Origin of the sequence: Pseudorhodobacter sp. MZDSW-24AT (genome assembly GCF_002794355.1) — a bacterium.
Classification (GTDB): domain Bacteria; phylum Pseudomonadota; class Alphaproteobacteria; order Rhodobacterales; family Rhodobacteraceae; genus Pseudotabrizicola.
On sequence record NZ_PGOI01000008.1, the window covers coordinates 297,671 to 322,791 of the forward strand.

At 64.3% G+C, this 25,121-nt stretch carries 25 protein-coding genes; 17 read left to right on the top strand and 8 right to left on the bottom strand.

The genetic code is table 11. The features are described from left to right. Positions 1 to 399, top strand: coding sequence for a helix-turn-helix domain-containing protein (locus CUR21_RS11090; RefSeq protein ID WP_100197094.1), 399 nt, complete (start codon positions 1 to 3; stop codon positions 397 to 399). Here CUR21_RS11090 and CUR21_RS11095 read toward each other — a convergent pair. From CUR21_RS11095 to CUR21_RS11120, 6 genes are all read right to left on the bottom strand, one after another. Then, a complete protein-coding gene (locus CUR21_RS11095) occupies positions 396 to 860 on the bottom strand; it encodes a low molecular weight phosphatase family protein (protein WP_100197507.1) in 465 nt (154 codons plus the stop codon). The genes CUR21_RS11090 and CUR21_RS11095 overlap by 4 nt on opposite strands. Before the next feature lie 21 nt (positions 861 to 881). Continuing rightward, positions 882 to 1,361 carry a UPF0262 family protein gene (locus tag CUR21_RS11100; protein ID WP_100197095.1) on the bottom strand — a complete coding sequence of 160 codons (480 nt, stop codon included), beginning with the start codon at positions 1,359 to 1,361 and terminating at the stop codon, positions 882 to 884. A gap of 222 nt (positions 1,362 to 1,583) precedes the next feature. Further along, positions 1,584 to 2,885 carry a histidinol dehydrogenase gene (gene hisD, locus CUR21_RS11105; RefSeq protein ID WP_100197508.1) on the bottom strand — a complete coding sequence of 434 codons (1,302 nt, stop codon included), beginning with the start codon at positions 2,883 to 2,885 and terminating at the stop codon, positions 1,584 to 1,586. 171 nt (positions 2,886 to 3,056) lie between these two features. Beyond that, a complete protein-coding gene (locus CUR21_RS11110; RefSeq protein WP_100197096.1) occupies positions 3,057 to 4,439 on the bottom strand; it encodes an MATE family efflux transporter in 1,383 nt (460 codons plus the stop codon). Between the two features lie 39 nt (positions 4,440 to 4,478). After that, the gene (locus tag CUR21_RS11115) at positions 4,479 to 5,459 is read right to left on the bottom strand and encodes a nickel/cobalt transporter (protein WP_100197097.1); all 981 of its coding nucleotides are present in this window, start codon (positions 5,457 to 5,459) and stop codon (positions 4,479 to 4,481) included. Beyond that, positions 5,447 to 6,100, bottom strand: a complete 654-nt coding sequence (locus CUR21_RS11120) for a DUF1007 family protein (RefSeq protein ID WP_100197098.1) — start codon at positions 6,098 to 6,100, stop codon at positions 5,447 to 5,449. Before CUR21_RS11120 ends, CUR21_RS11115 begins: the two co-directional genes overlap by 13 nt. Positions 6,101 to 6,309: 209 nt before the next feature. On the opposite strand from CUR21_RS11120, the gene CUR21_RS11125 reads away from it, so the two are divergent. Beyond that, positions 6,310 to 6,966, top strand: a complete 657-nt coding sequence (locus CUR21_RS11125; RefSeq protein WP_100197099.1) for a glutathione S-transferase family protein — start codon at positions 6,310 to 6,312, stop codon at positions 6,964 to 6,966. 173 nt (positions 6,967 to 7,139) lie between these two features. Here CUR21_RS11125 and CUR21_RS11130 read toward each other — a convergent pair whose 3' ends face one another. Then, positions 7,140 to 8,036 (bottom strand): NAD(P)-dependent oxidoreductase, encoded by an 897-nt coding sequence (locus tag CUR21_RS11130; protein WP_100197100.1) that lies wholly within the window; start codon positions 8,034 to 8,036, stop codon positions 7,140 to 7,142. A 136-nt stretch (positions 8,037 to 8,172) separates the two neighbouring features. Between CUR21_RS11130 and parE the strand changes: the two genes are divergently transcribed. The 9 genes from parE to CUR21_RS11175 all read left to right on the top strand — a co-directional run bounded on the left by parE (position 8,173) and on the right by CUR21_RS11175 (position 17,074). Then, positions 8,173 to 10,128 carry a DNA topoisomerase IV subunit B gene (gene parE / locus CUR21_RS11135; RefSeq protein WP_100197101.1) on the top strand — a complete coding sequence of 652 codons (1,956 nt, stop codon included), beginning with the start codon at positions 8,173 to 8,175 and terminating at the stop codon, positions 10,126 to 10,128. 18 nt (positions 10,129 to 10,146) lie between these two features. After that, positions 10,147 to 11,112: an MrcB family domain-containing protein gene (locus tag CUR21_RS11140; RefSeq protein WP_100197102.1), complete on the top strand. Its 966-nt coding sequence runs from the start codon at positions 10,147 to 10,149 to the stop codon at positions 11,110 to 11,112. 304 nt (positions 11,113 to 11,416) lie between these two features. Further along, entirely contained in the window at positions 11,417 to 11,551 is a 135-nt protein-coding gene (locus tag CUR21_RS19015; protein WP_100197103.1) for a hypothetical protein, read from the top strand. Between the two features lie 189 nt (positions 11,552 to 11,740). Next, positions 11,741 to 13,081 (top strand): proline--tRNA ligase, encoded by a 1,341-nt coding sequence (proS, locus tag CUR21_RS11150; protein WP_100197104.1) that lies wholly within the window; start codon positions 11,741 to 11,743, stop codon positions 13,079 to 13,081. 77 nt (positions 13,082 to 13,158) lie between these two features. Beyond that, positions 13,159 to 13,809, top strand: a complete 651-nt coding sequence (locus tag CUR21_RS11155) for a ThuA domain-containing protein (protein ID WP_100197105.1) — start codon at positions 13,159 to 13,161, stop codon at positions 13,807 to 13,809. A 79-nt stretch (positions 13,810 to 13,888) separates the two neighbouring features. Then, positions 13,889 to 14,551 (top strand): hemolysin III family protein, encoded by a 663-nt coding sequence (locus CUR21_RS11160; protein ID WP_157791997.1) that lies wholly within the window; start codon positions 13,889 to 13,891, stop codon positions 14,549 to 14,551. 98 nt (positions 14,552 to 14,649) lie between these two features. Continuing rightward, a complete protein-coding gene (locus tag CUR21_RS11165; protein ID WP_100197107.1) occupies positions 14,650 to 15,933 on the top strand; it encodes a lipoprotein-releasing ABC transporter permease subunit in 1,284 nt (427 codons plus the stop codon). Beyond that, complete coding sequence (locus CUR21_RS11170; protein ID WP_100197108.1) at positions 15,926 to 16,603, top strand: ABC transporter ATP-binding protein; 678 nt, start codon at positions 15,926 to 15,928, stop codon at positions 16,601 to 16,603. The genes CUR21_RS11165 and CUR21_RS11170 overlap by 8 nt, the downstream gene beginning before the upstream one ends. 57 nt (positions 16,604 to 16,660) lie before the next feature. Next, positions 16,661 to 17,074, top strand: a complete 414-nt coding sequence (locus CUR21_RS11175) for a c-type cytochrome (RefSeq protein WP_100197109.1) — start codon at positions 16,661 to 16,663, stop codon at positions 17,072 to 17,074. A 4-nt stretch (positions 17,075 to 17,078) separates the two neighbouring features. Here the strand turns inward: CUR21_RS11175 and CUR21_RS11180 are convergent, their stop codons facing one another. Next, entirely contained in the window at positions 17,079 to 17,765 is a 687-nt protein-coding gene (locus CUR21_RS11180) for a DUF1194 domain-containing protein (RefSeq protein ID WP_100197110.1), read from the bottom strand. Positions 17,766 to 18,366: 601 nt separating this feature from the next. Between CUR21_RS11180 and CUR21_RS11185 the strand changes: the two genes are divergently transcribed. Genes CUR21_RS11185 through CUR21_RS11210 form a run of 6 tightly spaced genes read left to right on the top strand, consistent with a single transcriptional unit; the run spans position 18,367 to position 25,100 of the window. Further along, the gene (locus CUR21_RS11185; protein ID WP_100197111.1) at positions 18,367 to 19,509 is read left to right on the top strand and encodes an AI-2E family transporter; all 1,143 of its coding nucleotides are present in this window, start codon (positions 18,367 to 18,369) and stop codon (positions 19,507 to 19,509) included. Then, positions 19,506 to 20,183 carry a chromosomal replication initiator DnaA gene (locus CUR21_RS11190; protein ID WP_100197112.1) on the top strand — a complete coding sequence of 226 codons (678 nt, stop codon included), beginning with the start codon at positions 19,506 to 19,508 and terminating at the stop codon, positions 20,181 to 20,183. Before CUR21_RS11185 ends, CUR21_RS11190 begins: the two co-directional genes overlap by 4 nt. Positions 20,184 to 20,229: 46 nt before the next feature. Continuing rightward, positions 20,230 to 22,404: an RNA degradosome polyphosphate kinase gene (locus CUR21_RS11195; protein ID WP_100197113.1), complete on the top strand. Its 2,175-nt coding sequence runs from the start codon at positions 20,230 to 20,232 to the stop codon at positions 22,402 to 22,404. A 53-nt stretch (positions 22,405 to 22,457) separates the two neighbouring features. Continuing rightward, the gene (locus CUR21_RS11200) at positions 22,458 to 24,026 is read left to right on the top strand and encodes a Ppx/GppA family phosphatase (protein ID WP_100197114.1); all 1,569 of its coding nucleotides are present in this window, start codon (positions 22,458 to 22,460) and stop codon (positions 24,024 to 24,026) included. Beyond that, a complete protein-coding gene (locus CUR21_RS11205) occupies positions 24,013 to 24,618 on the top strand; it encodes a VOC family protein (RefSeq protein WP_100197115.1) in 606 nt (201 codons plus the stop codon). Before CUR21_RS11200 ends, CUR21_RS11205 begins: the two co-directional genes overlap by 14 nt. Next, positions 24,615 to 25,100, top strand: coding sequence for a GNAT family N-acetyltransferase (locus CUR21_RS11210; RefSeq protein ID WP_100197116.1), 486 nt, complete (start codon positions 24,615 to 24,617; stop codon positions 25,098 to 25,100). The genes CUR21_RS11205 and CUR21_RS11210 overlap by 4 nt, the downstream gene beginning before the upstream one ends. Positions 25,101 to 25,121: the final 21 nt, after the last annotated feature.

Genomic DNA, 25,121 nt, shown 5'->3' on the forward strand with positions numbered 1-25,121 from the left:
ATGACCCCCGCTTCCACCGCACAAGCCTTGATCGACCGCTGGGACACAGGCGATGTCCTCGCCGCCGCCTGCCCGTCGCGCACCATCTTGCAACACCTGACCAGCAAATGGGGCACCTTGGTGATGGTCACGCTGGCCACCGGACCGCACCGCTTTTCCCAGTTGCGCCGCCGCATCACCGGCGTCAGCGAGCGGATGCTGGCCCAGACCCTGCAACAGCTGGAAGCCGATGGTTTCGTGCTGCGCGAAGCGCGCGATGTGGTGCCGCCGCATGTCTCCTACAGCCTCACCCCGCTGGGGGCGGAGGCCGCGACGCATGTGCTGGCGCTCACCGCCTGGATCGAAGGCAACCTGCCCCGCATCCTGCCCACCCCCCAAAAGCAAGCGGCACAGCCCTAGGCCGCGCCGTCTGCGCTGGGGGCGCCAAAGCGCGCCACCATCCGGTCCCGGATCTGGTCGCGCGCCTGACGATAGGCCGAAAGCTTGTGCTCGCGCGATTCCCCCAACCCGGTCGGGTCAAGGATCGGCCAATATTCCACATCCAGATGAAAATGCCGCGTCAATTCCAAGGCCAAACGCTGGCTGGCCGGGGACAAGGCGATGATCAGGTCGAATTGCGACAGATCATCGCCCCATTCCTGCATTTCCTCAAAGCTGCGGCTGCGATGCCGGGCCAGCTCGATCCCCATCTCGCGGCAGACGGCCACCGAAAACCCGTCCACCTCCATGTCATTGCGCACCCCGGCCGATTGCACATAGGCGCGCTGCCCGTAGAATTTCTTCATCAGCGCCTCGGCCATGGGCGAGCGCACCGCATTATGATCGCAACAGAACAGAACCGATTGGGGAAACTCACCCAAATTGCTCACCCCCAGTTTGCCTTAGCCCCAATGCAGCACGCAGATCAGGGTGAACAGCCGCCGCGCCGTATCGGTGTCCACCACGGCCTTGCCCTCCAGCCGCTCTTGCAGCACGCGGGCGCCTTCGTTGTGAATGCCGCGCCGGGCCATGTCGATCGCCTCGATCTGGCTGGGCGGCAGGCGCTTCACCGCCTCGAAATAGCTCTCGCAAATCTGGAAGTAATCCTTCACCACCTGCCGGAACGGCCCCAGCGACAGATGGAACGCCCCCACCGGCGCGCCTTCTTCCGATCCGAGCTCAAACACCAGCCGCCCTTCGCGGATCGCCAGTCCCAGCCGATAGGGCCCCGGCACTTCCGGCCGCCCCTCACGCGCAGGCAAGGCAAAGCTGTTGTCTTCCAGCAGATCAAAGATGGCGACCCGCCGCTCTTGCTCGATCTCAGCCGTGGGGCGGGCAAGTCCCTTGTCGTCAATCTCGATATGGCAGATGCGGTTCGTCATGGGCTGGGCCTTGCTCGTGGATAGACAGGTGATGCCTGACAGCCGCGCATGGCGCAAGAGCGTCTGTGCCCTCCCCCGCGCGCGACCGCGCGCCTTTCCCCCCGCGCCGCGCGGGCACGCACCTTTCGCACGCACCGCGCGACCGCGCGCCTTTCGCACGCACCGCCCGGCGCCCACACTACAAGGCGCCCGCGCAGCTTCCGCCGCCCGCGGCGGCGGAGCTCACCCGTTCAGCCGGTCCAGCCGCGCCCGCACGCTCAGGCCATGCGCCTCAAGGCTTTCGCTGATCGCCAGCCGCTCGGCACTGGGGCCGATCGCCTTCAGCGCCTCGGGCGTCATCCGCGCCAAAGTGGTGCGCTTCATGAAGTCCAGCACGTTCAGACCACTGGAAAACCGGGCCGAGCGCGCGGTGGGCAGCACATGGTTCGGCCCGCCGATGTAATCGCCAATCGCCTCGGGCGTCCAAGGCCCAAGGAAGATCGCCCCCGCATGCGGAATGGCGGCGGCAAGCCCCTCGGCATCCTCCACCATGATCTCCAGATGCTCGGGCGCGATGCGGTTGGCCAGTTCCGCCGCCTGCGCCAGATCGCGCACCACGATCACCGCGCCATTGTCGCGCCAGCTTGCGCCCGCGATGTCGCGGCGTTCCAGCGTCTCAAGCCGCGCCTCCACCGCCGCCGCCACCGCGCGCCCCAGCTCCGCATCGGTGGTGATCAGAATGGCCTGCGCGCTCTGGTCATGCTCGGCCTGGCTCAGCAGGTCCAGCGCGATCCAGTCCGGATCATTGCCCGCATCCGCGATCACCAGAATTTCCGATGGCCCCGCGATCATGTCGATGCCGACCCGGCCAAACACCCGCCGCTTGGCCGCCGCCACAAAAGCATTGCCGGGCCCGGTGATCTTGTCGACCGGCGCGATGGTGTCGGTGCCATAGGCCAGCGCTGCCACCGCCTGCGCGCCCCCGATGCGGTAGATCTCATCCACCCCGGCGATCTGCGCGGCCAAGAGCACCAGCGGATTGACCACCCCCCCCGGCGTCGGGCAGGTCACCACCAGCCGCTCCACACCCGCCACCTTGGCCGGGATCGCATTCATCAACACGCTTGACGGATAGGACGCGAGCCCCCCCGGCACATAGAGCCCCGCCGCCGAAACCGGCGTCCAACGCCAGCCCAACCGCGCCCCCGCCGCATCGGTCCAGCTCGCATCCTCGGGCCGCTGCCGGTCATGATAGGCGCGGATGCGTTCGGCGGCGAGCTCCAGCGCCGCCCGGTCCTCGGCCGAGACCTTGGCAATCTCCGCCGCAATCTCCGCTGGCGAAAACGCCATCCCCTCCGCCGTCAGCTCCAGCCGGTCAAAGCGCGCCGTCAGCTCCAGCACGGCAGCATCGCCCCGCGCCCGCACATCGGCGATGATCGCGGCCACCGCCTGATCCACATCCTCCGCCTCTTCCCGCTTCATCCCCAAAAGCGCGGCAAAATCCGCCTCGAAATCGGCATCGCTATGGGTCAAGAACACAGGCATCAGGGCATCCCTCGCAAAGTTTCGCCTCAGATAGCGCGCCCCCGCCCCCCCCTCAACCCGCCAATTGCGCGAGGCGCCCGGCACAACCCCACCTGCCCGCCTGCCATTGCACCTTTGCCAAATACTCCGGGGGGGCGCGGCACGCGCGGGGGGCAGCGCCCCCCTCCGCCCTCAAACCACAGGCGCCGCCGGCATCCGGGCCCAGAACCGCGCCATCAGGCTGACCGCCGCACAGGCCAGACCAATCACCAACCCCAGCCACAGCCCCACCGCGCCAAAGCCAAGCGGGAAGGCCAGCACATAGCTTGCCGGAATCCCGATCAGCCAATAGCTGATCGCCGCATAGATCATCGGCACCCGTGTGTCCTGCACGCCCGCCAGCAGCCCCAGCGCCATCACCTGCATCGAATCCGCCAGCTGGAACAGCGCCGCACAGGCCAGCAGCGCCGCCCCCACCAGCAGGATCGTCGCCCGCGCCGGTTCCGCCGGATCCAGAAACACCGAGATCAGCGGCGCAGGCAGCGTCAGGAACAGCACCACCGTCAGCCCCGCCACCGCCAGCGACAGGCCGATCGCCACCTTCGCCCCCAGACGCATCGCCGCATAATCCCCCGCGCCGGCAAAGCGTCCCGTGCGCACCGTCACCGCATTCGACAATCCCACATGCACCATGAAGGTCAGCGCGGTGATCTCCAGCGCAATCCCATGCGCCGCCAGTTCCACCGTCCCGATCCAGCCCATCATCAAGGCACTGGCCTGAAACAACCCGCTCTCCGCAAGGCCCGTCAGCCCCATCGGCCAGCCCAGCCGGAACACCGCCCCAAAGGCCGCCCAATCCGGTCGCCAGAAGCGGATGAACAGCTGATAGCGCCGCAGCCCCGGCAACAGGCCCGCATAAAGACACAGGAACAGCAAGGACAACACCTGAATGATCACCGTCGCGATCGCCGCCCCCTGCACCCCCAACTCGGGCGCGCCCCAATTGCCAAAGATCAGCGCCCAGTTGATCGCCGCATTGAGCGGCACCGCCGCCACCGTGATCCACAACACCACCTGCGTGCGCTCCAAAGCCGACAGATAGCTTTTCAGCACCATCACCAACAGCGCCGGGATCATCCCCAACCCCGCGATCCGCAAATAGTCCTGCCCCAGCGCCGAGACATCCGGCGCCTGCCCCAAAGCCAGCAAGATCGGCTCCGACCACCAGAACACCGGATAGATCAGCACGCCAAACAGGATCGACAGCCACAGCCCCATCCGCGCCACCCGGCGCACCTGCACCTCATCGCCCTGCGCCTGCGCATTGGCCACCATCGGCATCACCGCCTTGGCAAAGCCCGACCCCATGATGAACAGCACGAAAAAGCTTGAAGCCGCCAGCACCCCCGCCGCCAGCGGCACCACCCCATACCAGCCCAGCATGATGGTATCGGTGACATGCAGCGCAAACTGCGCCACATGGCTGCCGATCAGCGGCAATCCCAGCGCCAGCGTGGCGCGCACATGATCCGCGGCAGTTTGCGGCGGCACAGCAGAGACATGATCATTTTTCATGCAGCGAGCGATACGCCGCACCCTGCGCCGAGGCAAGCGTCACAATGTGCCCGCCAGCAATCCCAGCGCCACCACCGCAATCACCGCCCCTGCCAAAAGCTCCACGCCGGGCAAGATCCGCGCCAACCCCGCCCCGGGCAGCGCCGCAAAAGCGCCTTCCCGCGCCCAGACCGCCAGCCCAGCCACCACCACCGTCACCGTTGCGGTGCCAAGCCCCATGGCAAAGGTGCCCGCCACCCCGGCCCCCCCGATCCCCATGGCAAAGGTCAGGATCAACAGGAACAAGGCCCCCGAACACGGCCGCAAGGCGATCGCTCCGATCAACACCAACGCATCGCGCAGCGAGGTGACGTCCGCCACCTCCGCCACCGTCGGCCCATGCGCATGACCACAGCCACAGGCCGCCGCTTCCTCGCGGGAAGCGTCATGATGATGATGAGCGGAATGCCCGTGATCGTGAACAGGGACAGGAGGCGCGTGATGCCCCTCGCCCTCCGCCGCCCCGGCCCGCTGCGCCCAAAGCCCACGCGCGCCCCGCCAGACAAGCCAAAGCCCCAAACCGGCCACCAGCGCATGCGACAGCGGCAGCATCGCGGTCTCGGCAAAGCCTTCCATCCGCACCCGCGTCCAGCCCAGCGCAAAGGCGCCCCCGGCCACCAAGGCCACCGCCACCGCCGCCTGCGCCAGGGATGAGGCCAGCGCCAAGCCCGCCAGCATCGGCAGGCGCACCCGCCGCGCCAGCCCATAACCGCCGATCACCGCCTTGCCATGCCCCGGCCCCACCGCATGGAAAAACCCATAGGAAAAACACACCGCCATCAGCGCGGCCCAAGCCCCCGGCTCCCCCGCCCGCAAGGCCCGCACCGCCGCCGCCAGCGCGTCCTGCACCGCCCGTTGCTGCCCTGCGGCCCAGCGCTGCACCGGCTCCAGCCCGCCAAGGCCCCAAACCGCCGCCAGCCCCAAGGCCAGCAGCAACCCCGCCAAGGCCAGCCCGCGCGCGCGTGCCGTCACTCTGTGCATGAAATCCGCGCCTCCTCGGCATAGGCGGCGCCGATCGCCGGAAATTCGCTCTCGGCATCCGCGCTCCCCGCCAACTCGTCCAGCGCCGCCTGCAAGCGCGCATCCGCCGCCGCGCGGTCCGGCTCATAGACCTGCACCCGGCAGTCGGTGCGGCCCCTCACCACGGGTGTCTCGGCAATCAGATAAGAGGTGTAGAACGACGGATCATAGACCTGCACCACCAACTCCTCGGCGCCAAGCGCCACCGGCGCCGCCAGCCGCCGCAGATGAGTCGAGATCAGACTGCCGTCCACATAGGCCGCCGTCGGCTCCAGCGGCCCCGACAAGGTCAGCGGTGCCTCCCCCAACAGCGCATAGGTGTCGCCCGCGAAATCCGCATGCCACCCCATGTCAAAGCCCGCCAGCGCCGCCTCTTCCTCCGGCGTCAACACGCCGTCGAAATCCGGGTCGAACCCTTGCTCGGCCACATAGGCCATCGAAAACAGCGAATCATAGCGCCAACCCACCCGCACTGCCTCGGCCCGGCCTTGGGCGTCAAAGATCACCTCCAGCGTGGCATCGATAAAGACATGCGGATGCGCCGCCGCCGCCAAGGGCAGCGCCAAGACACTTCCGAACACCGCCGCGAACAGTCCTTGCATGCCGCCACCCTAGCCCAAAGCCGCGCCCGCCGCCATGCCCGCCAACGGACGGGATCACCGGGCGGCACCCCACCGCTCACCCGCGGCACGGCCAAGCGTCGCGCCCACCGCGCCAGAGCACAGATCATCCCTCAAGCCCCCCGAAATCACCCTTGCCCGCGCGCGGCCGACATGCTGCACTCCACGCAATCAGAAAAGGACAAACCCCGATGCTCACCATCTATGGCGTCTACCGGTCCCGCGCCATCCGCCCGCTCTGGGTGCTGGAAGAATGCGAAGCCCCCTTCACCCATGTGCCCGTCATCCAGTCCTACCGCCTGACGCAAAGCAGCGGCCCTGACGCACCCCTCAACACCGCCATGCCCGAGTTTCTGGCGATCAACCCTTTGGGTCAGGTGCCCGCGATGCGCGACGGCGCGCTTTTGTTGACGGAATCGCTGGCCATCTGCCTGCACATCGCCCGCAAATACGGCGGCAGCCTCGGCCCTGCCTCCGATGATGAGGCCTCCGAGATGGAACAATGGGCGCTCTTCGCCGCCACCGCGGTCGAGCCCGCCGCCATCGAGATCCTCTACACCGCCCGCGACGGTCAGGCCGATACGCCCACCGGCCAAGGCATCATCCGTCTCGCCGCCGAAAAGCTCCGGCGCCCGCTGGCCCGGCTGGAACAGCACCTTGCCCGCCGCGACTGGCTGATGTCGCGCTTCACCGTCGCTGACATCATGGTGGCCGAATGCCTGCGCTACGGCCAAAGCCACGCCCCGCTTCTGGCCGATCATCCCAACACCGCGCGCTGGCTCGCCGCCGCACAGGCCCGCCCCGGGTTCCAAACCGTCTGGGCGCGGCGCGCAGCCGAACCCGAGTAGGGGGGCGCTGCCCCCCGCCTTCGGCCCCCCCGGAGTATTTTCAAAAGGTGCAATGCAAGAGAGCGCCTGATTTGCACCTTTTCCAAATACTCCCGCGCGGAGCGCACCTCCGAGGAGACGCGGCACCGCCGCGCGACGAGACAAAAAACTTGCGGCGCAGCCGCGCCTTGGGATCACCCGTGGTCCGGCAGCATGTTGCGCCAGTCGTATTGGTCCTGAAATCCCAGCATCTCGCGGATCTTGCGGTTCGACATTAGGCTGTCCCAAGGCCCCAGCGCCTCGGTCACCGGCACATTGGGAAAGAACCGCGCCAGCAGCTCGGCGTTGGGGATGTTCATCCCGTTGGTCGAGTTGCAGGCGTTGAAGACCTGAAACCCCAGACCATCCGTCTTCAGGCACCGATCGACGATCTGCCCCAGATCGCGGGCGTCGACGTAGTTGAAGGCATTCCTGCGCCGCAGATCGGGTTGGGCGAAATAGGTCGGGAACAGCGTCTCATATTCATGCGGCTCCACCACATTGCCGATCCGAAGCGCGTAGATATCCGCGCCCGACCGCTGTGCGAAGCTGCGTGCCGTCACCTCATTCACCTTCTTCGAGGTGCCATAGGTGTCCATCGGATCGATGTCATACGCTTCCGTCAGCGGCAGCTGATGCGGGTCCGTCACACCATCGGCAAAGCAGATGCCATAGGTCGTCTCGCTCGACGCCACGATCACCTTGCGGATGCCCAGCTTTACCGCCGCCTCGATCACGTTATAGGTGCCCAGCACGTTCACCCGCCATGTCTCCGTATCAGGGCACATCAGCATCCGCGGCACGGCGGCGAAATGCACCACCGCGTCGAACGCCCGCGCGCCTTGCCCCGTCTCCAGCTCGTCATAGCCCGCATGGCCATGCAGCGCCGAATAGACCTGCCCCGCATCGGTCACATCGCCGATCAGGTCATGCACGCCTGCGCTCCCCAGCGGCACCCGGTCGAAGTTCAGCACCCTATGCCCTTGCGCCACCAAATAGGGGATCACATGCTTGCCCGCCTTGCCCGATCCGCCCGTAAAGAAAACCCGCATCCTGCATCCTCCATCCTGCGACCCTGACCTAGTCCACACCGCCGCCCCCGGCAATGCCCCCCGGATCTTGCGCCCCCTCCCCTGCAGATGATCTAATGCCCCCCAGCCCTGACCCAGAACAAGAATCGAGCACGCCATGGCCAATGATCTTCTCTCCGCCGCCACCCCCGCCTATACCGCCGCCTCCATCGAGGTGCTCGAGGGGCTGGAGCCGGTGCGCAAGCGGCCCGGCATGTATATCGGCGGCACCGATGAACGCGCACTGCATCACCTTGTCGCCGAAATCCTCGACAACGCCATGGACGAGGCCGTCGCCGGCCACGCCACCCGCATCGAGATCGAACTGCACGAAGGCAACACCGTCACCATCCGCGACAATGGCCGCGGCATCCCTGTCGATCCGCACCCGAAATTCCCCGGCAAATCCGCACTGGAAGTCATCCTCTGCACCTTGCACGCGGGCGGCAAGTTCGGCGGCGATGCCTATGCCACCTCCGGCGGCCTCCACGGTGTCGGCGCCTCTGTCGTCAACGCGCTCTCCGATCACATGCGCGTCGAAGTCGCCCGCAACCGCGAGCTTTACGTGCAGGAATTCTCGCGCGGCATCCCGCAAGGCCCGGTCGCAAAGGTCGGCCCCGCCCCCAATCGGCGCGGCACCACCGTCACCTTCCACCCCGATCCGCAGATCTTCGGCTCGCTCACCCTCAAACCCGCCCGCATCATGAAGGCGGCGCGGTCCAAGGCCTATCTCTTCTCGGGGGTCGAGATCCGCTGGAAAACCGCCGTCAACGATGGCGAAACCCCGCTCGAGGCCACCTTCCACTTCCCCGGCGGCCTTGCCGATTACCTCACCGACACGCTGGCGAAATCCACCACCTATGCCGACCGCCCCTTCGCGGGCAAAGTCCCCTTCACCGAGAAATTCAACGTCCCCGGCTCCGTCGAATGGGCGATCAACTGGACGCCCGCCCGCGACGGTTTCATCCAATCCTACTGTAACACCGTCCCCACCCCCGAAGGCGGCACCCATGAATCCGGCTTCTGGTCCGCCATCCTCAAGGGCATCCGCGCCTATGGCGAGCGGGTGAAAAACCGCAAGGCCGACCAGATCACCCGCGATGACCTGCTCACCGGGGGCTGCGCGCTGGTCTCCTGCTTCATTCGTGAACCGCAATTCGTGGGCCAGACCAAGGACCGCCTCGCCACCGAAGAGGCCGCCCGCTATGTCGAACTCGCCGTGCGCGACCACTTCGACACCTGGCTCGCCGCCGATCCGAAATCGGCGGGCGCCATCCTCGATTTCCTGATCCTGCGCGCCGAAGAACGCCTGCGCCGCCGGATGGAAAAGGAAACCGCCCGCAAATCCGCGACCAAGAAACTGCGCCTGCCCGGCAAGCTCACCGATTGCACCGCGAAAAACCGCGAAGGCACGGAGCTGTTCATCGTCGAGGGCGACTCGGCCGGCGGCTCCGCCAAAGGCGCACGCTCGCGCGAAACCCAAGCCTTGCTCCCCCTCAAGGGCAAGATCCTCAACGTGCTGGGCGCGGCCAGCAACAAGCTCAATGACAACTCGGAAATCCGCGATATCTGCGAAGCACTTGGCGTCCAGATGGGCACCAAGTTCAACGTCGATGATCTGCGTTATGACAAGATCATCATCATGACCGACGCCGATGTCGACGGCGCCCATATCGCCAGCCTGTTGATGACCTTCTTCTTCACCCAGATGCGCCCGCTGATCGACAAGGGCCACCTCTACCTCGCCTGCCCGCCGCTCTACCGCCTGACCCAAGGCCCGCGCCGCATGTATGTGGCCGATGACGCGGAAAAGGACCTCTGGCTTTCCAAAGGCTTGGGCGGCAAAGGCAAAATCGACGTGCAACGCTTCAAGGGCTTGGGCGAGATGGATGCCAAAGACCTGAAAGAAACCACCATGAACCCCGAAACCCGCAAACTGATCCGCGTCACCATTGATGAGGATGAACCGGGCATGACCGGCGATCTGGTTGACCGCCTGATGGGCAAGAAACCAGAACTGCGGTTCCAGTACATTCAGGAAAACGCGCGGTTTGTGGAGGAGTTGGATGTGTGAGGGGAAGGAAATAGCGACATGCTGCACAAGGGCCTATCTCGTCTAGCCTTAGAATATAGCTATGAAAGAACAAAGCCCTTCGCTGGAAGTGAATTTGGTAATTTTGTTCGCCACGATTTAGCAATAGAAGCAAAAAAACACATCTTATTTTTACCTTACGACCTAAAAGTTAAGGCTAGTGTAGGTGCAGGTGTGTGGGCAGCTGTCCCATGGCTAGCTTTCTTCGACCCACTGATCACCGAGACTGCCACGACAGGTTTTTACATCGTCTACTTGGTTAATTCAGACACAAACGAAATTTTTCTTTCGTTGAATCAAGGAACGACTGCCATTTATCGAGAATACGGCGAAGCAAAAGGTCAAGATGTCTTAAGACGACGCGCACTCGATATGTGCGAAAGAGTTTCAAAATTTTCAAAGCTCTTCGATGCTGAATCAATTAATCTTGGCAGCGAAGCATCACTTCCAAAAGGCTACATGGCTGGTCATGCGTTTGGGCGACGTTATGATGCCCGCCAGATAGATAAAGATCAGTTTGATATCGATCTAGAGCGCATGCTTTCTGCTTATCAATATCTAATCGACTTAGGCGGCATGACACCTTCGGACGTCATGCAGGAAGAAGCAGGAACAACTGACATAGAAGAAACGAGAAGATATATTCTTTCAAGACGGATTGAACGTGCTTCCAACGTACGCCCGCGAGTTTTGGAAAGAAAGGGTTTGGTTTGCGAGGGATGCGGCCTTGATCCTAAGACTCATTTACGTTTCACGGGCCCACCTAACGAAATCCCTCTAGACGTGCATCATTCAAAGCCAATAATGAATTTAGCGGAGGGCGAAAGTCGCAGGTACAAAATACCGGATGATTTCATGGTGCTTTGCCCTACTTGTCACAGGCTTATTCACAAAATGGATGATCCGTCTGATCTAGATGCACTAAGAGACCGCATCGCATTCACCCCGCGTATCAAAACGTCATAAAAGTAATTACTGCAGCAATACGCTGATTAGAGCCTGTTAAATTTTTCCTATCTTAAAATACTCCCTTCCATTTCAAAATAGGTCCCACTCTCACAAACTTGCTCGGGCGTTCACCGGAAAAACAGTCCACTGGCTGTTTCAGATCCGGTTCACCTTGCCTTCCCTCTCCAAAGCGCCCATCCTCACACCACAGGCTCCGCCCCCATCACCGGGGCACCCCTGATGCCTGCTGCGCCCAACGGGCCAGTGTGCAGCGATCCTTCCGGCATGGGCTGGCGGGAACCTCGGCAGGAAAGGGAACGCCATGGGAAAAGAGAAAAACAAGGGCAACAAGGAAGCCAAGAAGCCCAAGAAAGAGGTCGTCAAGGTGCTGGCCACTTCGAACACCGGGGTGCGCAAGGATGGCACCACCATCGCAGGCCAGCAGGTCAAGAAGTAACTCGGCGGGCAGAGGGGGGCCTCGCCCCCCCCGCGCAAACCTTAACAACTCCTGAATCCCGCAGAGCCAACCCATTGATTTCAAAGGGTTCAATCCGGTGTAACACAGGGGGACAAGCCAGCGCCCTTGCCTGACCTGTCCGAAGCGGCTAGGAACCTTCCGACCCCCTTTAGCGATAGGCCGCCCCTCATGCGTCTCTCCCGATACTTCCTCCCCGTCCTCAAGGAAAACCCCGCCGAGGCCCAGATCGTCAGCCACCGCTACATGCTGCGGGCCGGCATGATCAAACAGCAGGCCGCCGGGATTTATTCCTGGCTCCCGCTGGGGTATCGGGTCCTGAAACGGATCGAGCAGATCGTCCACGAAGAGCAGGCCCGTGCGGGCCATATCCCGCTCCTGATGCCCACCCTGCAACCCGCCGACCTCTGGCGCGAAAGCGGCCGCTATGACGACTACGGGCAGGAAATGCTGCGGATCAAGGACCGCCACGACCGCGACATGCTGTTCGGGCCGACCAATGAAGAGATGATCACCGATATCTTCCGCGCCCATGTCGGCAGCTACAAAGACCTGCCGATGACCCTGTATCACATCCAGTGGAAGTTCCGCGACGAAGTCCGCCCCCGCTTCGGCGTGATGCGTGGCCGCGAGTTCCTGATGAAGGACGGCTATAACTTCGACCTCGACAAGGACGCAGCCCTGCACGCCTACAACCGCCACATGGTCAGCTATCTGCGCACCTATGAGCGCATGGGCCTGACCGCCATCCCGATGCGCGCCGCCTCCGGCCCGATCGGCGGCGACAACACCCATGAATTCCTCGTCCTCGCCAGCACCGGCGAATCCGAAGTCTTCTACGACGCCGCCGTGACCGAGCTCAAACTCGGCGCGCGCGAGGTCGATTTCGACAACCGCGCCGAGGTGGCCAGCATCTGCGAAGAGTTCACCACTCTTTATGCCCGCACCGACGAAACCCATGACGCCACGCTCTTCGATCAGATCCCCGAAGACCGCCGCAAGGTCGGGCGCGGCATCGAGGTGGGGCAGATCTTCTATTTCGGCACCAAATATTCCGAAGCCATGGGCGCCACCGTCGTCACACCAGAAGGCACCAAGGTTCCGGTCGAGATGGGCAGTCATGGCATTGGCGTCAGCCGTCTCTTGGGCGCCATCATCGAAGCCAGCCATGACGACAAGGGCATCATCTGGCCTGAAGGCGTGACCCCCTTCCCGGTTGGGATCGTGAACTTGAAGCAAGGCGATGCCAGCACCGATCTGGCCTGCGAAAGCCTGTGCAAGGCGCTGGCCGCCAAGGGCCTTGAGGCGCTTTATGATGACCGCGAAGAGCGCGCCGGCGCCAAGTTCGCCACAATGGACCTGATCGGCCTGCCGTGGCGCATCACCGTTGGTCCACGCGGGCTGGCGAATGGCGTGGTGGAGCTGACCAGCCGCCGCACCGGCATCTCGGAGGAAATGAGCGCCGAGGCTGCGGTGGAGCGGGTGGCGCAGATTTACGCTGCGCATCGCTGAGCCCCGCCCGCCGGGGGCTTCGCGCCCCCGGACCCCCGCGGGATATTTGAGCCAAGATAAAGATCGAGAGGGGTAGGATGGCCGCTGCATTGATCACTTGGGGCGGTTGGGACGGACACCAGCCCGATCAGGTCGCAGCCTTGTTTGCCGGATGGTTGCGCGCGGCCGGGATGGAGGTGGAAGTGACCGACAGCCTGTCATGCTTTGACGATCCGGGAAGGCTGGCCGCATTGAGCCTGATCGTGCCGGTCTGGACCATGGCCGAGATTGGCAAGGAACAGGCCGAGCATGCCGCGGCGGCTGTGGCTTCGGGGGTGGGTCTTGCCGGGTGCCATGGCGGCATGTGCGATGCGTTTCGCAGCAATGTCACATGGCAGTTCATGACCGGCGCGCAATGGGTTGCGCATCCCGGCAATGACGGCGTTCCCTACCGGGTGCGGACGGTTGGCGCGCACCCGCTGATTTCGGGGATCCCGGATTTCGACGTGGAAACCGAGCAATACTATCTGCACATCGATCCTGCCGTCACCGTGCATGCGGTCTGCGATTTTCCCGTGGTAGCCGGGCCTCATAGCCCCAATGGCCCGGTGGAGATGCCGGTGGTGTTTACCAAGCGTTGGGGGCAAGGCCGTGTCTATTACAATGCCCTTGGCCATCAGGCGGAGGTGGTGGCCAGCGGTCCTGCCGCCGAACTCATGCGGCGCGGATTGCTCTGGGCGGCGCGCTGACGCGACGTCAGAGTTGGGATGGATTGACGCAAGGCGCCCGCGGGCGATCATTATACAGACCTTCATCCCGGATGCCCCCATGTCATTGCCCGCTGATCACCCCAGACTGATGAAACGGCCCTTCACGTTGGGCGAGTTGGTGGCTGATGGGGTTGTGCATACATTGGCCCTTCTGGCCGGGCTGATTGGGTTTTCCGCCCTGCTCTATCACGTGCTGGCACGCGCAGAGTTCGGGGTGTTTGCAGCCCTTGCGGTCTATGCGGCCGGCTTCTTTCTGATGTTCGGCTTTTCGCTTGCCTATAACATGGCACCGCCCTCTGCGCTGAAATGGATGCTGCGGCGCTTTGACCACTCTGCGATCTACGTCATGATTGCGGGCACCTACACAGCAATCCTGGCGCAGTTTGAACCTGCCCCGCTCGTCTGGGCCTTGGGAGCCGTGGTCTGGGCAGGCGCGGTGCTTGGCGTGGTGGTCAAGCTGGCCTTGCCCGGCCGTTACGACAGGCTTTCGGTGATTTCCTATGTGGCGCTTGGCTGGATGGGGGTTCTGGCGATCGGACCCGCGCGGGCATCGCTGCCGGAGGCGTCGCTTTGGCTGATCGTGCTGGGTGGCATCACCTATGTGGGCGGGGTTGCCTTTTACAAATGGCATCGTCTGCGGTTTCACAACGCAATCTGGCACCTGTGCGTGGCGGTGGCCGCCGGACTGCATTTTGCCGCGGTTGCAATCGCGGTTGGCTGACGGGTGATCCCGCCGAAGTGAGCCCGAGGCGCGCCATGCCGCCTTGACGCGACCAGCGGGCCGCGACACTGTCCGCGCAAACAAAAGACAGAGCAGACATGCCCCAGACAGCCCCTTTTTCCCGCTTTGAACGGATGATCGCCTGGCGCTATCTGCGCGCCAAACGTGCCGAAGGCGGGGTCAGCGTGATGACATGGATCAGTCTGATCGGCATTACACTGGCCGTCTTTGCGTTGATTGCCACGCTGGCGGTCCGGGCGGGGTTCCGAGCGGAATTCGTGGACACCATTCTGGGCGCCAATGCGCATGTGACGGTCTATTCCGCCGGCCGTGCAGATGAATTTGGGAACCTCGTCAAGGGCTTCCCCGATTATGAGGCGCGCGCCGCCGCTTTGGCGGCGGTGCCGGGCGTGACGCGGGCTGCCCCCATGATCCGGGGGCAGGTGATGGTTTCCAGCCAAGGCGCCACCAACGGGGCCGAGGTCTATGGGCTTTCGGAAGAAGATCTGAAATCCATCCCGCGCGTGGGCCTTGGGTCTGATGCCGAGGGCGACATCGAGCGTTTTGAGGAAGGCATCGCGATCGGTTCGGTCTTGGCGCGCGATCTGGGCGTGGGCGTGGGGGATCGCTTGCGCGTCATCTCGCCCGACGGGGTGAAGACAGCCTTTGGCAGCAGCCCCCGGGTGAACGCCTATGAGGTGGTCTACATCTTCACCGCCGGGCGCTATGACATTGACAAAACACGCCTGTATATGCCCTTCACCGAAGCGCAGAGCTATTTCAATCGGGAAGGATTGGCCGATGAATTCGAGGTGATGGTGGATCGCCCCGATGAGATTGACCGCTTCACCGCGCCGATCCTGCAAGCAGGCGGCGAGGATGCCATCCTTTGGACATGGCGCGATTCCTCGGGCGCTTTCCTGCGCGCCTTGGATGTGGAGGACAACATCATGTTTGTGATCCTGTCCATTCTGGTGCTGATCGCCACCATGAACATCATCTCTGGTCTGATCATGCTGGTGAAAAACAAGGGGCGCGACATCGGCATTCTGCGCACGATCGGGCTGACCGAAGGCGCGATCTTGCGCATCTTCTTCATGTGTGGTGCGTTCACGGGCGTGGTGGGTACGGTGATGGGAGTCGTGCTGGGCTGTCTCTTTGCGCTTTACATCGACCCGCTGTTTTCCGCCGTCAACTATTTGGCGGGCGGCGGCGTGTGGGACCCGTCGATCCGCGGCATCTACGCGCTGCCCGCCAAGCTGCAATGGGGCGACGTGCTGTCGGCGGTTTCCTTGTCTTTGGGATTGTCCTTCATTGTGACGATCTTTCCGGCCCGGCGCGCGGCGCGGATGAACCCGGTGGAGGCGCTGCGCTATGAGTGATCTGGCACTTGATCTGGCAGGGATTGAAAAGACCTACAACCGCGGCAAAGCGTCAGAGGTTATGGTGCTGCGCGGCGCGACGTTGCAGGTGAAACCGGGGGAAGTGGTGGCACTTGTGGCCCCCTCGGGCGCCGGCAAGTCCACCCTCCTGCATGTCGCCGGGCTTTTGGACACGCCCGATGCGGGTCAGGTGCGGTTGAACGGGCGCGACATGAACGGCTTGCCCGACAAGATGCGGACCGAGGTGCGGCGGGCGGATGTTGGGTTCATCTATCAGTTCCACCATCTTCTGCCCGAGTTTTCCGCGCTGGAAAACATCGTCATTCCCCAATTGGCGAATGGGGTTTCCGAGACCGAAGCGCGGTCGCGCGGAATGGATCTGCTCACCCGGGTTGGCGTGGCCGGACGGGCCGATCACCGGCCAGCGGCCTTGTCGGGCGGAGAGCAACAGCGGGTCGCGTTCTGCCGTGCCATGGCCAACGCGCCGCGTCTGCTGCTGGCCGATGAGCCGACCGGAAACCTCGACCCCGGCACATCTGATCAGGTGTTCGCCGCGCTGATGGATCTGGTGCGCGCGACCGGGCTTGCGGCCCTGATTGCCACCCACAACATGGATCTCGCCGCGCGGATGGACAGGATCGTGCGGCTGGATCAAGGCCGCGTGGCCTGAGCGCTTGTCTGGCGCCTGCAGGGGTGTCACTCTGCGGGCAACCAGAAGGAGCCCATCATGGCAAAATCCCCGCCATTCCTGTCGCTTGTCGCAGCCCTTGGTCTGGGGGCTTGCGTGATTGCCGGTGCGCCCGCGCCAGTGCCCAGCGGGGCGCAGGACTTCGCTGACTATTGCGCGGGGTGCCACGGGATTTCGGGTAAGAGGGATGGTGAGGTGGCGTCCACGCTGTCCCGGCGCCCCGCGGACCTAACCTTGCTGGCACGGCGCAATGACGGAACCTTCCCGACCACCGCGGTGATGGCGAAGATTTGGGGATATACCGGCGGCAAGGGTGAGGGCGTGATGCCGAACTTCGGGCCGCTTCTGGACAGCGCTCTGCTGCCCTATGACGGCGGGGATGGCATCCTGACGCCGACGCCGCAGCGGCTGGTGCAGATTGCCGAGCATTTGAAGACGCTTCAGGTCCGCTGATCGGTCAGGGCGTTTGGGCGACCTGGATTTGCGGCAGTTCGCCCGCGATTTCGAGCACGAGCTTGCGGCGGACAGCGGCTGCGAAGGTGTCGCGGCTGGTGGCGGCCACGACGAAGGCGCCGGGGCCGCCGATGATCAGGTTCTCATAGGCGGTGACGAGATCTTCCGCCCGGTCGTCGCGCAGGATGGGCAGGCCGTTGATGGTGATGCCGGCGGCCAGCACCTCGGCGCGGGCGTCGGCGATACGGGGGCCGGAGAAATTGCCCACCGAGTCGCCCGAGAAATCGATCACCTGCCGCAGGCTGGTGATAGGGTTGTCTTCGATCAGGCGCTTGCCTTCGAGCAAGGCCGCGCCGATGGCGTTGCGGCCCGTCGCGAGGCGGGGCGGGAGGAGGAGGCGGGCGGCGAAGTCTTGCGCGGCCTCGGGGCCGTCGATCACCTGCCAGTCGACCACGACCACCTGATTGGCCGCCCACTCGACATAGGTGACGGCGATGGTGCCGGTCAGGGTGGTGGAAATGGCGTCGAGAACATCGGGGTGGGTGATGGCGCTGGCGTAGCCTTGGCGCTGAAAAACCACCTCTTCCTGATCGATCGAGCCTGAGGCATCGGCGAGGAGGACCAGTTCGAGGTCCACCTCTTGGGCGAGGCTGGGCAAGGGGAAGAGGAGGAGAGGGATGAGCCATCGCATGGGGCAAGACTAGCGTGGAAGCGGCGGCGGAGGGATCACGATTCTGTGGGAGAAAGAATGGGCGTGCCCCCTGTGTTACAAACCGTGGGACCATTTGAAATCAATATCTTAGCCCTTCGAGATTCAGAAAGTTTTAACACTTTCCGGCGGCGCGGCGCGCGTTTGTGCCCTGCCCTGCCCAAGGGTCGGGCTGTCTGGCGCGGGGGGGTGGCGCGTGCGGCAGAGCGGACCGCGCGCGGCGAAGTGGGCGGGGGCGAGGGTGATTCCCGTTTGAGCGGATGGCCCGCGTGGCGGAGGCCGCACCAAGCGCCCGTCCTGCCGCGCCTTTGGGCGGCGCGCGCCGTGCCGCGCGGCCCAGCGGGCGGCGGCATGCGGTGAATGGCGGGCGGTGCAGAGATTGCCAAGAGCAGGCTTGCGCCCGCACCCCGCAGCGGCAATATCAGGAGCGAAACCCGACCCGGTCTGGCAAAGCGCCTGACCAGCACACACACCGCCAAACCGGCAGAGATCCAGACGGGCAAAGACCCAGACGGGCCGACCGCCACAGAGGCAGACCGCCCACCAAGGCAGACAGTCGAACAGGCAAACAGGGACGCGCGCAATGGCACTTCCGATGACACAGCAGGCGAAATACTGGGGCATCGCAGCGGCGGTGTTCCTGCTGCTGATGTGGCTGATGGGCAATGTGCTGGTGCCGTTTCTGGTGGGCGGCGCGATTGCCTATTTCCTTGACCCGGTGGCCGACCGGCTTCAACGCCTTGGCCTGAGCCGGGTTCTGTCCACTGCGCTGATCATGCTGATGCTGTTTCTGGTGATCGTGCTGTTGGTCTTGGCCGTGATCCCGACCCTGATCCAGCAAACCACGGCGCTTGTGAACGCAGCACCCGAAATTTCGCGCAACCTTCAGACCTTTTTGACAGAGCGTTTTCCCGAGCTTTCGGATGAAACCAGCATCATGCGCAAGACGCTGGCGGATATTGGCGATTTCATCCAGTCCAAGGGCGGCGATCTGGCGCAGGGGGTGCTGACCTCGGCGATGTCGGTGATCTCGGCCATCGTGTTCATCGTGGTGGTGCCGGTGGTGGCCTTTTACCTGTTGCTGGACTGGGACAAGATGGTGGCGCGGGTGGATGCGATGATCCCGCGCGATCACATTTTCACCGTGCGGCGGCTTGCCCGCGAAGTGGATGAGGTTTTGGCCGGTTTCGTGCGCGGACAGTTGACGGTTTGCTTTGTGCTGGGGGCCTATTATTCGGTGGCGCTGATGGTGGCCGGGTTGCAGTTCGGCCTTGTGGTGGGGGCCATCGCAGGGGCAGTGACCTTTATTCCTTATGTGGGGGCCATCATCGGCGGCGTTCTGGCGATTGGTCTGGCGCTGTTCCAGTTCTGGGGCGATTGGGTGGCAATCGGGATCATCGCGGCGATCTTTGCCTTTGGCCAGTTCATCGAAGGCAATATCCTGACCCCGAAACTGGTGGGCGATTCCGTGGGCCTGCATCCGGTCTGGCTGCTGCTGGCGCTGTCGGCCTTTGGGTCCTTGCTGGGCTTTGCAGGCATGCTGATCGCGGTGCCGGTCGCGGCGGTGCTGGGGGTCTTGCTGCGCTTTGCCATTGGGCAGTATCAGGGCAGTCTGCTTTACCGAGGCTTGGACAGCGCTCCGGTGCCGCGAGACCCCGTGCCAGAGGGGCCGCAGGTGCCAAACCCGGCGGCAGCGCGCGTGGCAGGCAAAGAGGATGTGGTTTGACGCAGCAACTGGCGTTCGATCTGCCGTTTCAGGCGGTGTATCGGCGGGAAGATTTCTTTGCCTCGCCTGCCAATGCGCATGCTTTGGCGGCGATTGAAGGCTGGCGCGGCTGGCCGGGCGGCAAGTTGCTGCTGATCGGGCCACCCGGCGCGGGCAAGACCCATCTGGCGCATATGTGGCGCGAGGCCGCGGGGGCGGTGATGGTGTCGGGGGCCGATCTGGCCGAGGCCGATCTGCCCAGTTTGGCCGCGGCGGGGGCCGTGGTGGTGGAGGATGCCGATTCCGTGGCCGGAGAGCACGCGGCGGAAGTGGCGCTGTTTCACTTGCACAATATGGTGGTGCCGCAGGGGTCCTTGCTGTTGACGGCCCGGGGGCCTGCGCGCGACTGGGGTTTGCGCTTGCCCGATCTGAAAAGCCGGGTCGAGGCGGCATCGGTGGCACGGCTGGAACCGCCCGATGATGATCTGCTGTCAGCCGTGCTGGTGAAGCTGTTTGCCGACCGGCAGACCACAGTGGCCCCCAGCTTGGTGCCTTGGCTGGTCGCGCGGATGGAACGGTCGATCGCCGCCGCGCGGGCGCTGGTTTCGGCGATGGACAAGCGCGCCTTGGCGCAAGGCAAGCCGATTACCAAGGCAACGGCGCAAGGCTTGCTGGACAGCGATGATGCGGAATGAAAGACTGCCATAAAAGTGCAAAACTTCAGCAGCATAAGTTCCGGTCATGACACAATCCGATTTTCTCAAGGCCCCCTTCCCCCCTCCGGTGCGTTTGCCGGCAGATGAGATCTCGGGGCCGGGGCGGTTTTTCAATCGTGAGCTGAGCTGGCTGGCCTTCAACTGGCGCGTGCTGGATGAGGCGGCGAACCCGCAGGTGCCGCTGCTGGAGCGGCTGCGCTTCCTGTCGATCTCGGCCACCAATCTGGATGAGTTCTTTACCGTGCGGGTGGCGGGGTTGCGCGCGCTGGTGCGGACGGGGAATGCGGTTCTGTCCGAGGATGGGCGCAAGCCGGCCGAGCAACTGGTGCTGATCCATGCCGATGCGCGGCGGTTGATGCAACGCCAGCAGACCGTGCTGAACGGATTGAAGCGGGAGATGGAGGCCGAGGGGATCTGCGTGGTCACCCGGTCGAAGCTGACGGCGGCGGATCTGCGGCATCTGGAGGCGCATTTCCTGCACAAGGTGTTTCCGGTGCTGTCGCCCTTGGCGATTGATCCGGCGCATCCGTTTCCGTTCATTCCCAACACCGGGTTTTCGCTGGCGCTGGAACTCGAGCGGTTGACGGATCGGCGCACTCTCAAGGCGCTGTTGCCGATTCCGCAGCAGATTGCGCGCTTTGTGCCCTTGCCGGGCAAGGCGGGGGCGCAGCGGTTTTTGCCTTTGGAAGAGTTGTTGTTGCTTCATCTGAACATGCTGTTTCCGGGCTATACCGACCGGGGGCATTGCGCGTTTCGGGTGTTGCGCGACAGCGATCTGGAGGTGGAAGACGAGGCCGAGGATCTGGTGCGCGAGTTCGAGACCGCGCTGAAGCGGCGGCGGCGCGGCGAGGTGATCCGGTTGAAGATGACGGCGGGGGCGCCAGCGGATTTGCGCGCGCTGATCATGGATGAGCTGCATGTGACCGAGGCCGAGGTGGTCGAGGTCAAGGGCCTGCTGGGGATTGCCGATCTGAAAGAGCTGGTGCTGTCGTCGCGGCCCGATCTGCTGTGGCCGCCCTTCAGCCCTCGCGTGCCCGAGCGGGTGCAGGATCATGAAGGCGATCTGTTCGCGGCGATCAAGCAGAAGGATATTCTGCTGCACCATCCCTATGAGACATTCGATCTGGTGATCCGCTTTCTGGAGCAAGCGGCGCGCGACCCGAATGTGCTGGCGATCAAGCAGACGCTGTATCGCACCAGTTGGGACAGCCCGGTGGTGAGTGCCTTGTGCGAGGCGGCGGAGGCGGGCAAGTCGGTGACGGCGCTGGTCGAGCTGAAGGCGCGGTTCGACGAGGCGGCCAACATCCGGCAAAGTCGGCGGCTGGAGCGCGCGGGGGCGCATGTGGTTTATGGCTTCATCCATTACAAGACCCATGCCAAGATCAGCACCGTGGTGCGGCGTGAAGGCGACCAGCTGGTGACCTATACGCATTACGGCACCGGGAACTATCACCCGATCACCGCGCGGATTTACACGGATCTGTCGTTCTTTACCTGCGATCCGGCCTTGGGGCGGGATGCGACGAAGGTGTTCAACTATCTGTCGGGCTATGTGCAGCCCGAGGGGCTGGAGAATCTGGCGATCAGCCCGATCACGCTGAAGCCGCGCCTGCTTGCGCTGATCGCGGCCGAGGCCGATCACGCGCGGGCGGGGCGGCCGGCGGAGATCTGGGCGAAGATGAACAGCCTGATCGACCCGGAGGTGATTGATGCGCTGTATGACGCGTCACGCGCCGGGGTGAAGATCAGTCTGGTGATCCGGGGGATCTGCGGCTTGCGGCCCGGCATTGCGGGGCTGAGCGAGAACATCCGGGTGAAATCCATCGTCGGCCGCTTTCTGGAGCACAGCCGGATTGTGTGCTTTGGCTCGGGGCATGGGTTGCCGAGCAAGCAGGCGCGGGTGTTTTTCTCCAGCGCGGACTGGATGGGGCGGAACCTCACGCGGCGGGTGGAGACGCTGGTGGAAGTGCACAATGACACCGTGAAGGCGCAGATCGTGAGCCAGATCATGGCCGCCAATCTGGCCGACGAGGCGCAAAGCTGGGTGCTGGGGCCGGACGGACGCTCGGCGCGGGAGTTGCAGCCAAAGGACGGGAAACTTTTCGCCTGCCACACGTTCTTTATGGAGAATCCGTCGTTGTCGGGGCGCGGGACGGCGGGGGCCAAGGATGTGCCAAAGCTCGCGGCGCTGAAGGAATAGGGTATGGGTTCTGCGGCGGACACCTGCACAACGAAAAAGCCACTGAGGACATCATGACACGCCAGAAAAACGACATTGAGGCGGAGGATGAGGATTTCGGCCCCTTTGGCCGGTCCTTGTTCGAAGATCCGGCCAGCCGCGCCTTGAGCCGGGTGGGCGTGGTCGACGTGGGGTCGAACTCGGTGCGGATGGTGGTGTTTGATGGCGCGGCGCGCAGTCCGGCCTATTTCTACAACGAAAAGATTCTGTGCGGTCTGGGCAAGGGTCTGGCCGAAACGGGAATGCTGAACCCCGCCGGCAAGGACCGCGCACTGGCGGCGCTGAAGCGCTTTTCGCTGCTGGCCGAAGGCATGGGAGCCGCGCCCCTGACCGTGGTGGCCACCGCCGCCACGCGGGAGGCCAAGGATGGCCCCGCCTTTACCGCGCAGGTTCTGGAAGAAACCGGACTGAAGCTGCATGTGATCGACGGCGATGAAGAGGCCCGGCTTTCGGCGCAAGGCGTGCTCTTGGGCTGGCCCGAGGCCAAGGGGATTGTCTGCGACATCGGCGGCAACTCGATGGAGTTGGCCCGCATCGGGGATGGCAAGGTGGGCAAACGCCTGTCGGTGCAACTGGGCCCGTTCCGGTTGCAACAGGTGCAAGGCGGCGCCGACAAGCGCCGCGCGCTGATCCACCGAGTGCTGACCACCGCGCAGCAGAAGATGAAAACCGAAGGCGAGCGGTTCTACCTTGTCGGCGGGTCGTGGCGGGTGATCGCGCGGCTGGACATGGAGCGGCGCGGCTATCCGCTGACGGTGCTGCACGAATACCGGATGCCCGCCAAATCGGCGCTCGATACGCTGGACTGGCTCGAGGGCGCGGACCTTCCGATGCTGCGGGGCCGCACCGGCACCAGTGTGGAGCGGATGGAGTTGGTGCCGCTTGCCTGCGAGGTGCTGCGCGAGGTGATCCGTGTGTTCCAGCCGTCGGAACTGGACATTTCGTCCTATGGCATCCGCGAGGGGCTTTTGTATGAGCAGATGCCCGAGCAGTTGCGCGCGCGCGACCCGCTCATCGAGGCGGCGCGGGCGGCAGAGCAGACCGGCGCGCGGCTGCCGGGGACCGGCAAGGCGCTGTATAAGTTTCTGATGCCGCTGTTCGAGGATCGGACCAAGGACCGGCTGCGGCTGATCAAGGCCGCCTGCTTGCTGCACGATACCTCATGGCGGGCGCATCCCGATTACCGGGCCGATGTGTGTTTCGACAATGCCACCCGCGCCAACCTTGGCGGCTTGGACCATCCGGGGCGGGTGTTTCTGGGGCTGGCCTTGCTGCACCGGTATAAGAACAACCGATCCGGCAGCCGGTTGGAGCCGCTGTTCCGGCTTCTGAGCGAGGATGAGATTCAAGAGGCCGAGGTGCTGGGCAAAGCGATGCGCTTTGGCGCGATGTTTGCCGCAGGCGACCCGGCCACGGCAGGCGCCTTGATCTGGAAGCCAAAGAAACGGGCGCTGGCGCTGCAATTGACTCCGTTGGGGGCGGGTTTGTTTGGCGAGGTGGCGCAGGCGCGGTTCAACTCACTGGCGCAGGCGCTGCGCGCCAAGGGGCAAGTGTTGCTGCCCGGTGCACATGCTGACGCTTGACCATCTGGCGGTGAGTTGCACCGATCTGGCCGAAGGCGTGGCGGCCATCGAGGCAGCGCTGGGCCTGCCTTTGGCGCCGGGGGGCGAGCATCCCCATATGGGCACGCATAACCGGCTGCTGAGCTTGGGCGATCTGTATCTGGAGGTGATCGCGATCAATCCCGAGGCCCCTGCCCCGGCTTGGCCGCGCTGGTTTGCGCTGGACGCATTTTCGGGCCCGCCGCGCCTGACCAATTGGGTGGCGGCTTGCCCGGATCTGGAGGCTGCGGTGGCGGTGGCGCCGGAAGGTGCGGGCGTGCCCGTGGATCTGGCGCGGGGGGATCTGCGCTGGCGCATGGCGGTGCCGGGGAATGGGCTTCTGCCCTTTGGCGGGGCGTTTCCAGCGCTGATCCAGTGGCTGGGGCCACACCCTGCCCCGCGCCTGCCCGATAGGGGCGCGCGTCTTGCGCGGCTGGTGGTGACGCATCCGCAGGCGCGCGATCTGGGTGCCGCGCTGGCGGGGGTGCAGGATGCGCGGCTGGTGATCGAGACAGGGCCGCTGGGCTTGCAGGCCGAGATCGACACGCCGCACGGGCGGCGCGTGCTGGCATGATCCGCGCGGCATCAGCGGCGGATGCCGAGGCGGTGGCGGCCATCTGGAACCATTACATCCGCGACACCGTGGCCACCTTCAATTCGGCCGAGAAAAGCGTGGCCGAGGTGGCGGCCACACTCGCCGCACGGCAGGTGCAACGCTGTTTTCTGGTGGCCGAGGGGGCGGGTGGCGTGCTGGGCTTTGCCACCTATGACCAGTTTCGCGGCGGGGTCGGCTATGCGCACAGTATGGAGCACACCGTGCTGCTGGCGCCGGGGGCGCAAGGGCGCGGTGTGGGCCGCGCGCTGATGGCGGCGGTTGAGGCGCATGCAACAAAAGCTGGCGCACATGTGATGGTGGCGGGCGTCACGGCGGAAAACGCCGCCGGCCAAGCGTTTCATGGCCGTTTGGGCTATCATGAGGTCGGGCGGATGCCGCAGGTGGGGCGCAAGTTCGGCCGCTGGATGGATCTTGTGCTGATGCAGAAAATCCTCTCCTGACAAGCGGCGCGGGTCGCGCTA

Excerpts from the sequence above, each read along its gene's own strand:
- CUR21_RS11090 (WP_100197094.1), top strand. The coding sequence starts at position 1 with ATGACCCCCGCTTCCACCGCACAAGCCTTGATCGACCGCTGGGACACA.
- CUR21_RS11100 (WP_100197095.1), bottom strand. The coding sequence starts at position 1,361 with ATGACGAACCGCATCTGCCATATCGAGATTGACGACAAGGGACTTGCC.
- hisD (WP_100197508.1), bottom strand. The coding sequence starts at position 2,885 with ATGCCTGTGTTCTTGACCCATAGCGATGCCGATTTCGAGGCGGATTTT.
- CUR21_RS11110 (WP_100197096.1), bottom strand. The coding sequence starts at position 4,439 with ATGAAAAATGATCATGTCTCTGCTGTGCCGCCGCAAACTGCCGCGGAT.
- CUR21_RS11115 (WP_100197097.1), bottom strand. The coding sequence starts at position 5,459 with ATGCACAGAGTGACGGCACGCGCGCGCGGGCTGGCCTTGGCGGGGTTG.
- CUR21_RS11120 (WP_100197098.1), bottom strand. The coding sequence starts at position 6,100 with ATGCAAGGACTGTTCGCGGCGGTGTTCGGAAGTGTCTTGGCGCTGCCC.
- CUR21_RS11125 (WP_100197099.1), top strand. The coding sequence starts at position 6,310 with ATGCTCACCATCTATGGCGTCTACCGGTCCCGCGCCATCCGCCCGCTC.
- CUR21_RS11130 (WP_100197100.1), bottom strand. The coding sequence starts at position 8,036 with ATGCGGGTTTTCTTTACGGGCGGATCGGGCAAGGCGGGCAAGCATGTG.
- parE (WP_100197101.1), top strand. The coding sequence starts at position 8,173 with ATGGCCAATGATCTTCTCTCCGCCGCCACCCCCGCCTATACCGCCGCC.
- CUR21_RS11140 (WP_100197102.1), top strand. The coding sequence starts at position 10,147 with ATGCTGCACAAGGGCCTATCTCGTCTAGCCTTAGAATATAGCTATGAA.
- CUR21_RS19015 (WP_100197103.1), top strand. The coding sequence starts at position 11,417 with ATGGGAAAAGAGAAAAACAAGGGCAACAAGGAAGCCAAGAAGCCCAAG.
- proS (WP_100197104.1), top strand. The coding sequence starts at position 11,741 with ATGCGTCTCTCCCGATACTTCCTCCCCGTCCTCAAGGAAAACCCCGCC.
- CUR21_RS11155 (WP_100197105.1), top strand. The coding sequence starts at position 13,159 with ATGGCCGCTGCATTGATCACTTGGGGCGGTTGGGACGGACACCAGCCC.
- CUR21_RS11160 (WP_157791997.1), top strand. The coding sequence starts at position 13,889 with ATGTCATTGCCCGCTGATCACCCCAGACTGATGAAACGGCCCTTCACG.
- CUR21_RS11165 (WP_100197107.1), top strand. The coding sequence starts at position 14,650 with ATGCCCCAGACAGCCCCTTTTTCCCGCTTTGAACGGATGATCGCCTGG.
- CUR21_RS11170 (WP_100197108.1), top strand. The coding sequence starts at position 15,926 with ATGAGTGATCTGGCACTTGATCTGGCAGGGATTGAAAAGACCTACAAC.
- CUR21_RS11175 (WP_100197109.1), top strand. The coding sequence starts at position 16,661 with ATGGCAAAATCCCCGCCATTCCTGTCGCTTGTCGCAGCCCTTGGTCTG.
- CUR21_RS11180 (WP_100197110.1), bottom strand. The coding sequence starts at position 17,765 with ATGCGATGGCTCATCCCTCTCCTCCTCTTCCCCTTGCCCAGCCTCGCC.
- CUR21_RS11185 (WP_100197111.1), top strand. The coding sequence starts at position 18,367 with ATGGCACTTCCGATGACACAGCAGGCGAAATACTGGGGCATCGCAGCG.
- CUR21_RS11195 (WP_100197113.1), top strand. The coding sequence starts at position 20,230 with ATGACACAATCCGATTTTCTCAAGGCCCCCTTCCCCCCTCCGGTGCGT.
- CUR21_RS11200 (WP_100197114.1), top strand. The coding sequence starts at position 22,458 with ATGACACGCCAGAAAAACGACATTGAGGCGGAGGATGAGGATTTCGGC.
- CUR21_RS11205 (WP_100197115.1), top strand. The coding sequence starts at position 24,013 with ATGCTGACGCTTGACCATCTGGCGGTGAGTTGCACCGATCTGGCCGAA.
- CUR21_RS11210 (WP_100197116.1), top strand. The coding sequence starts at position 24,615 with ATGATCCGCGCGGCATCAGCGGCGGATGCCGAGGCGGTGGCGGCCATC.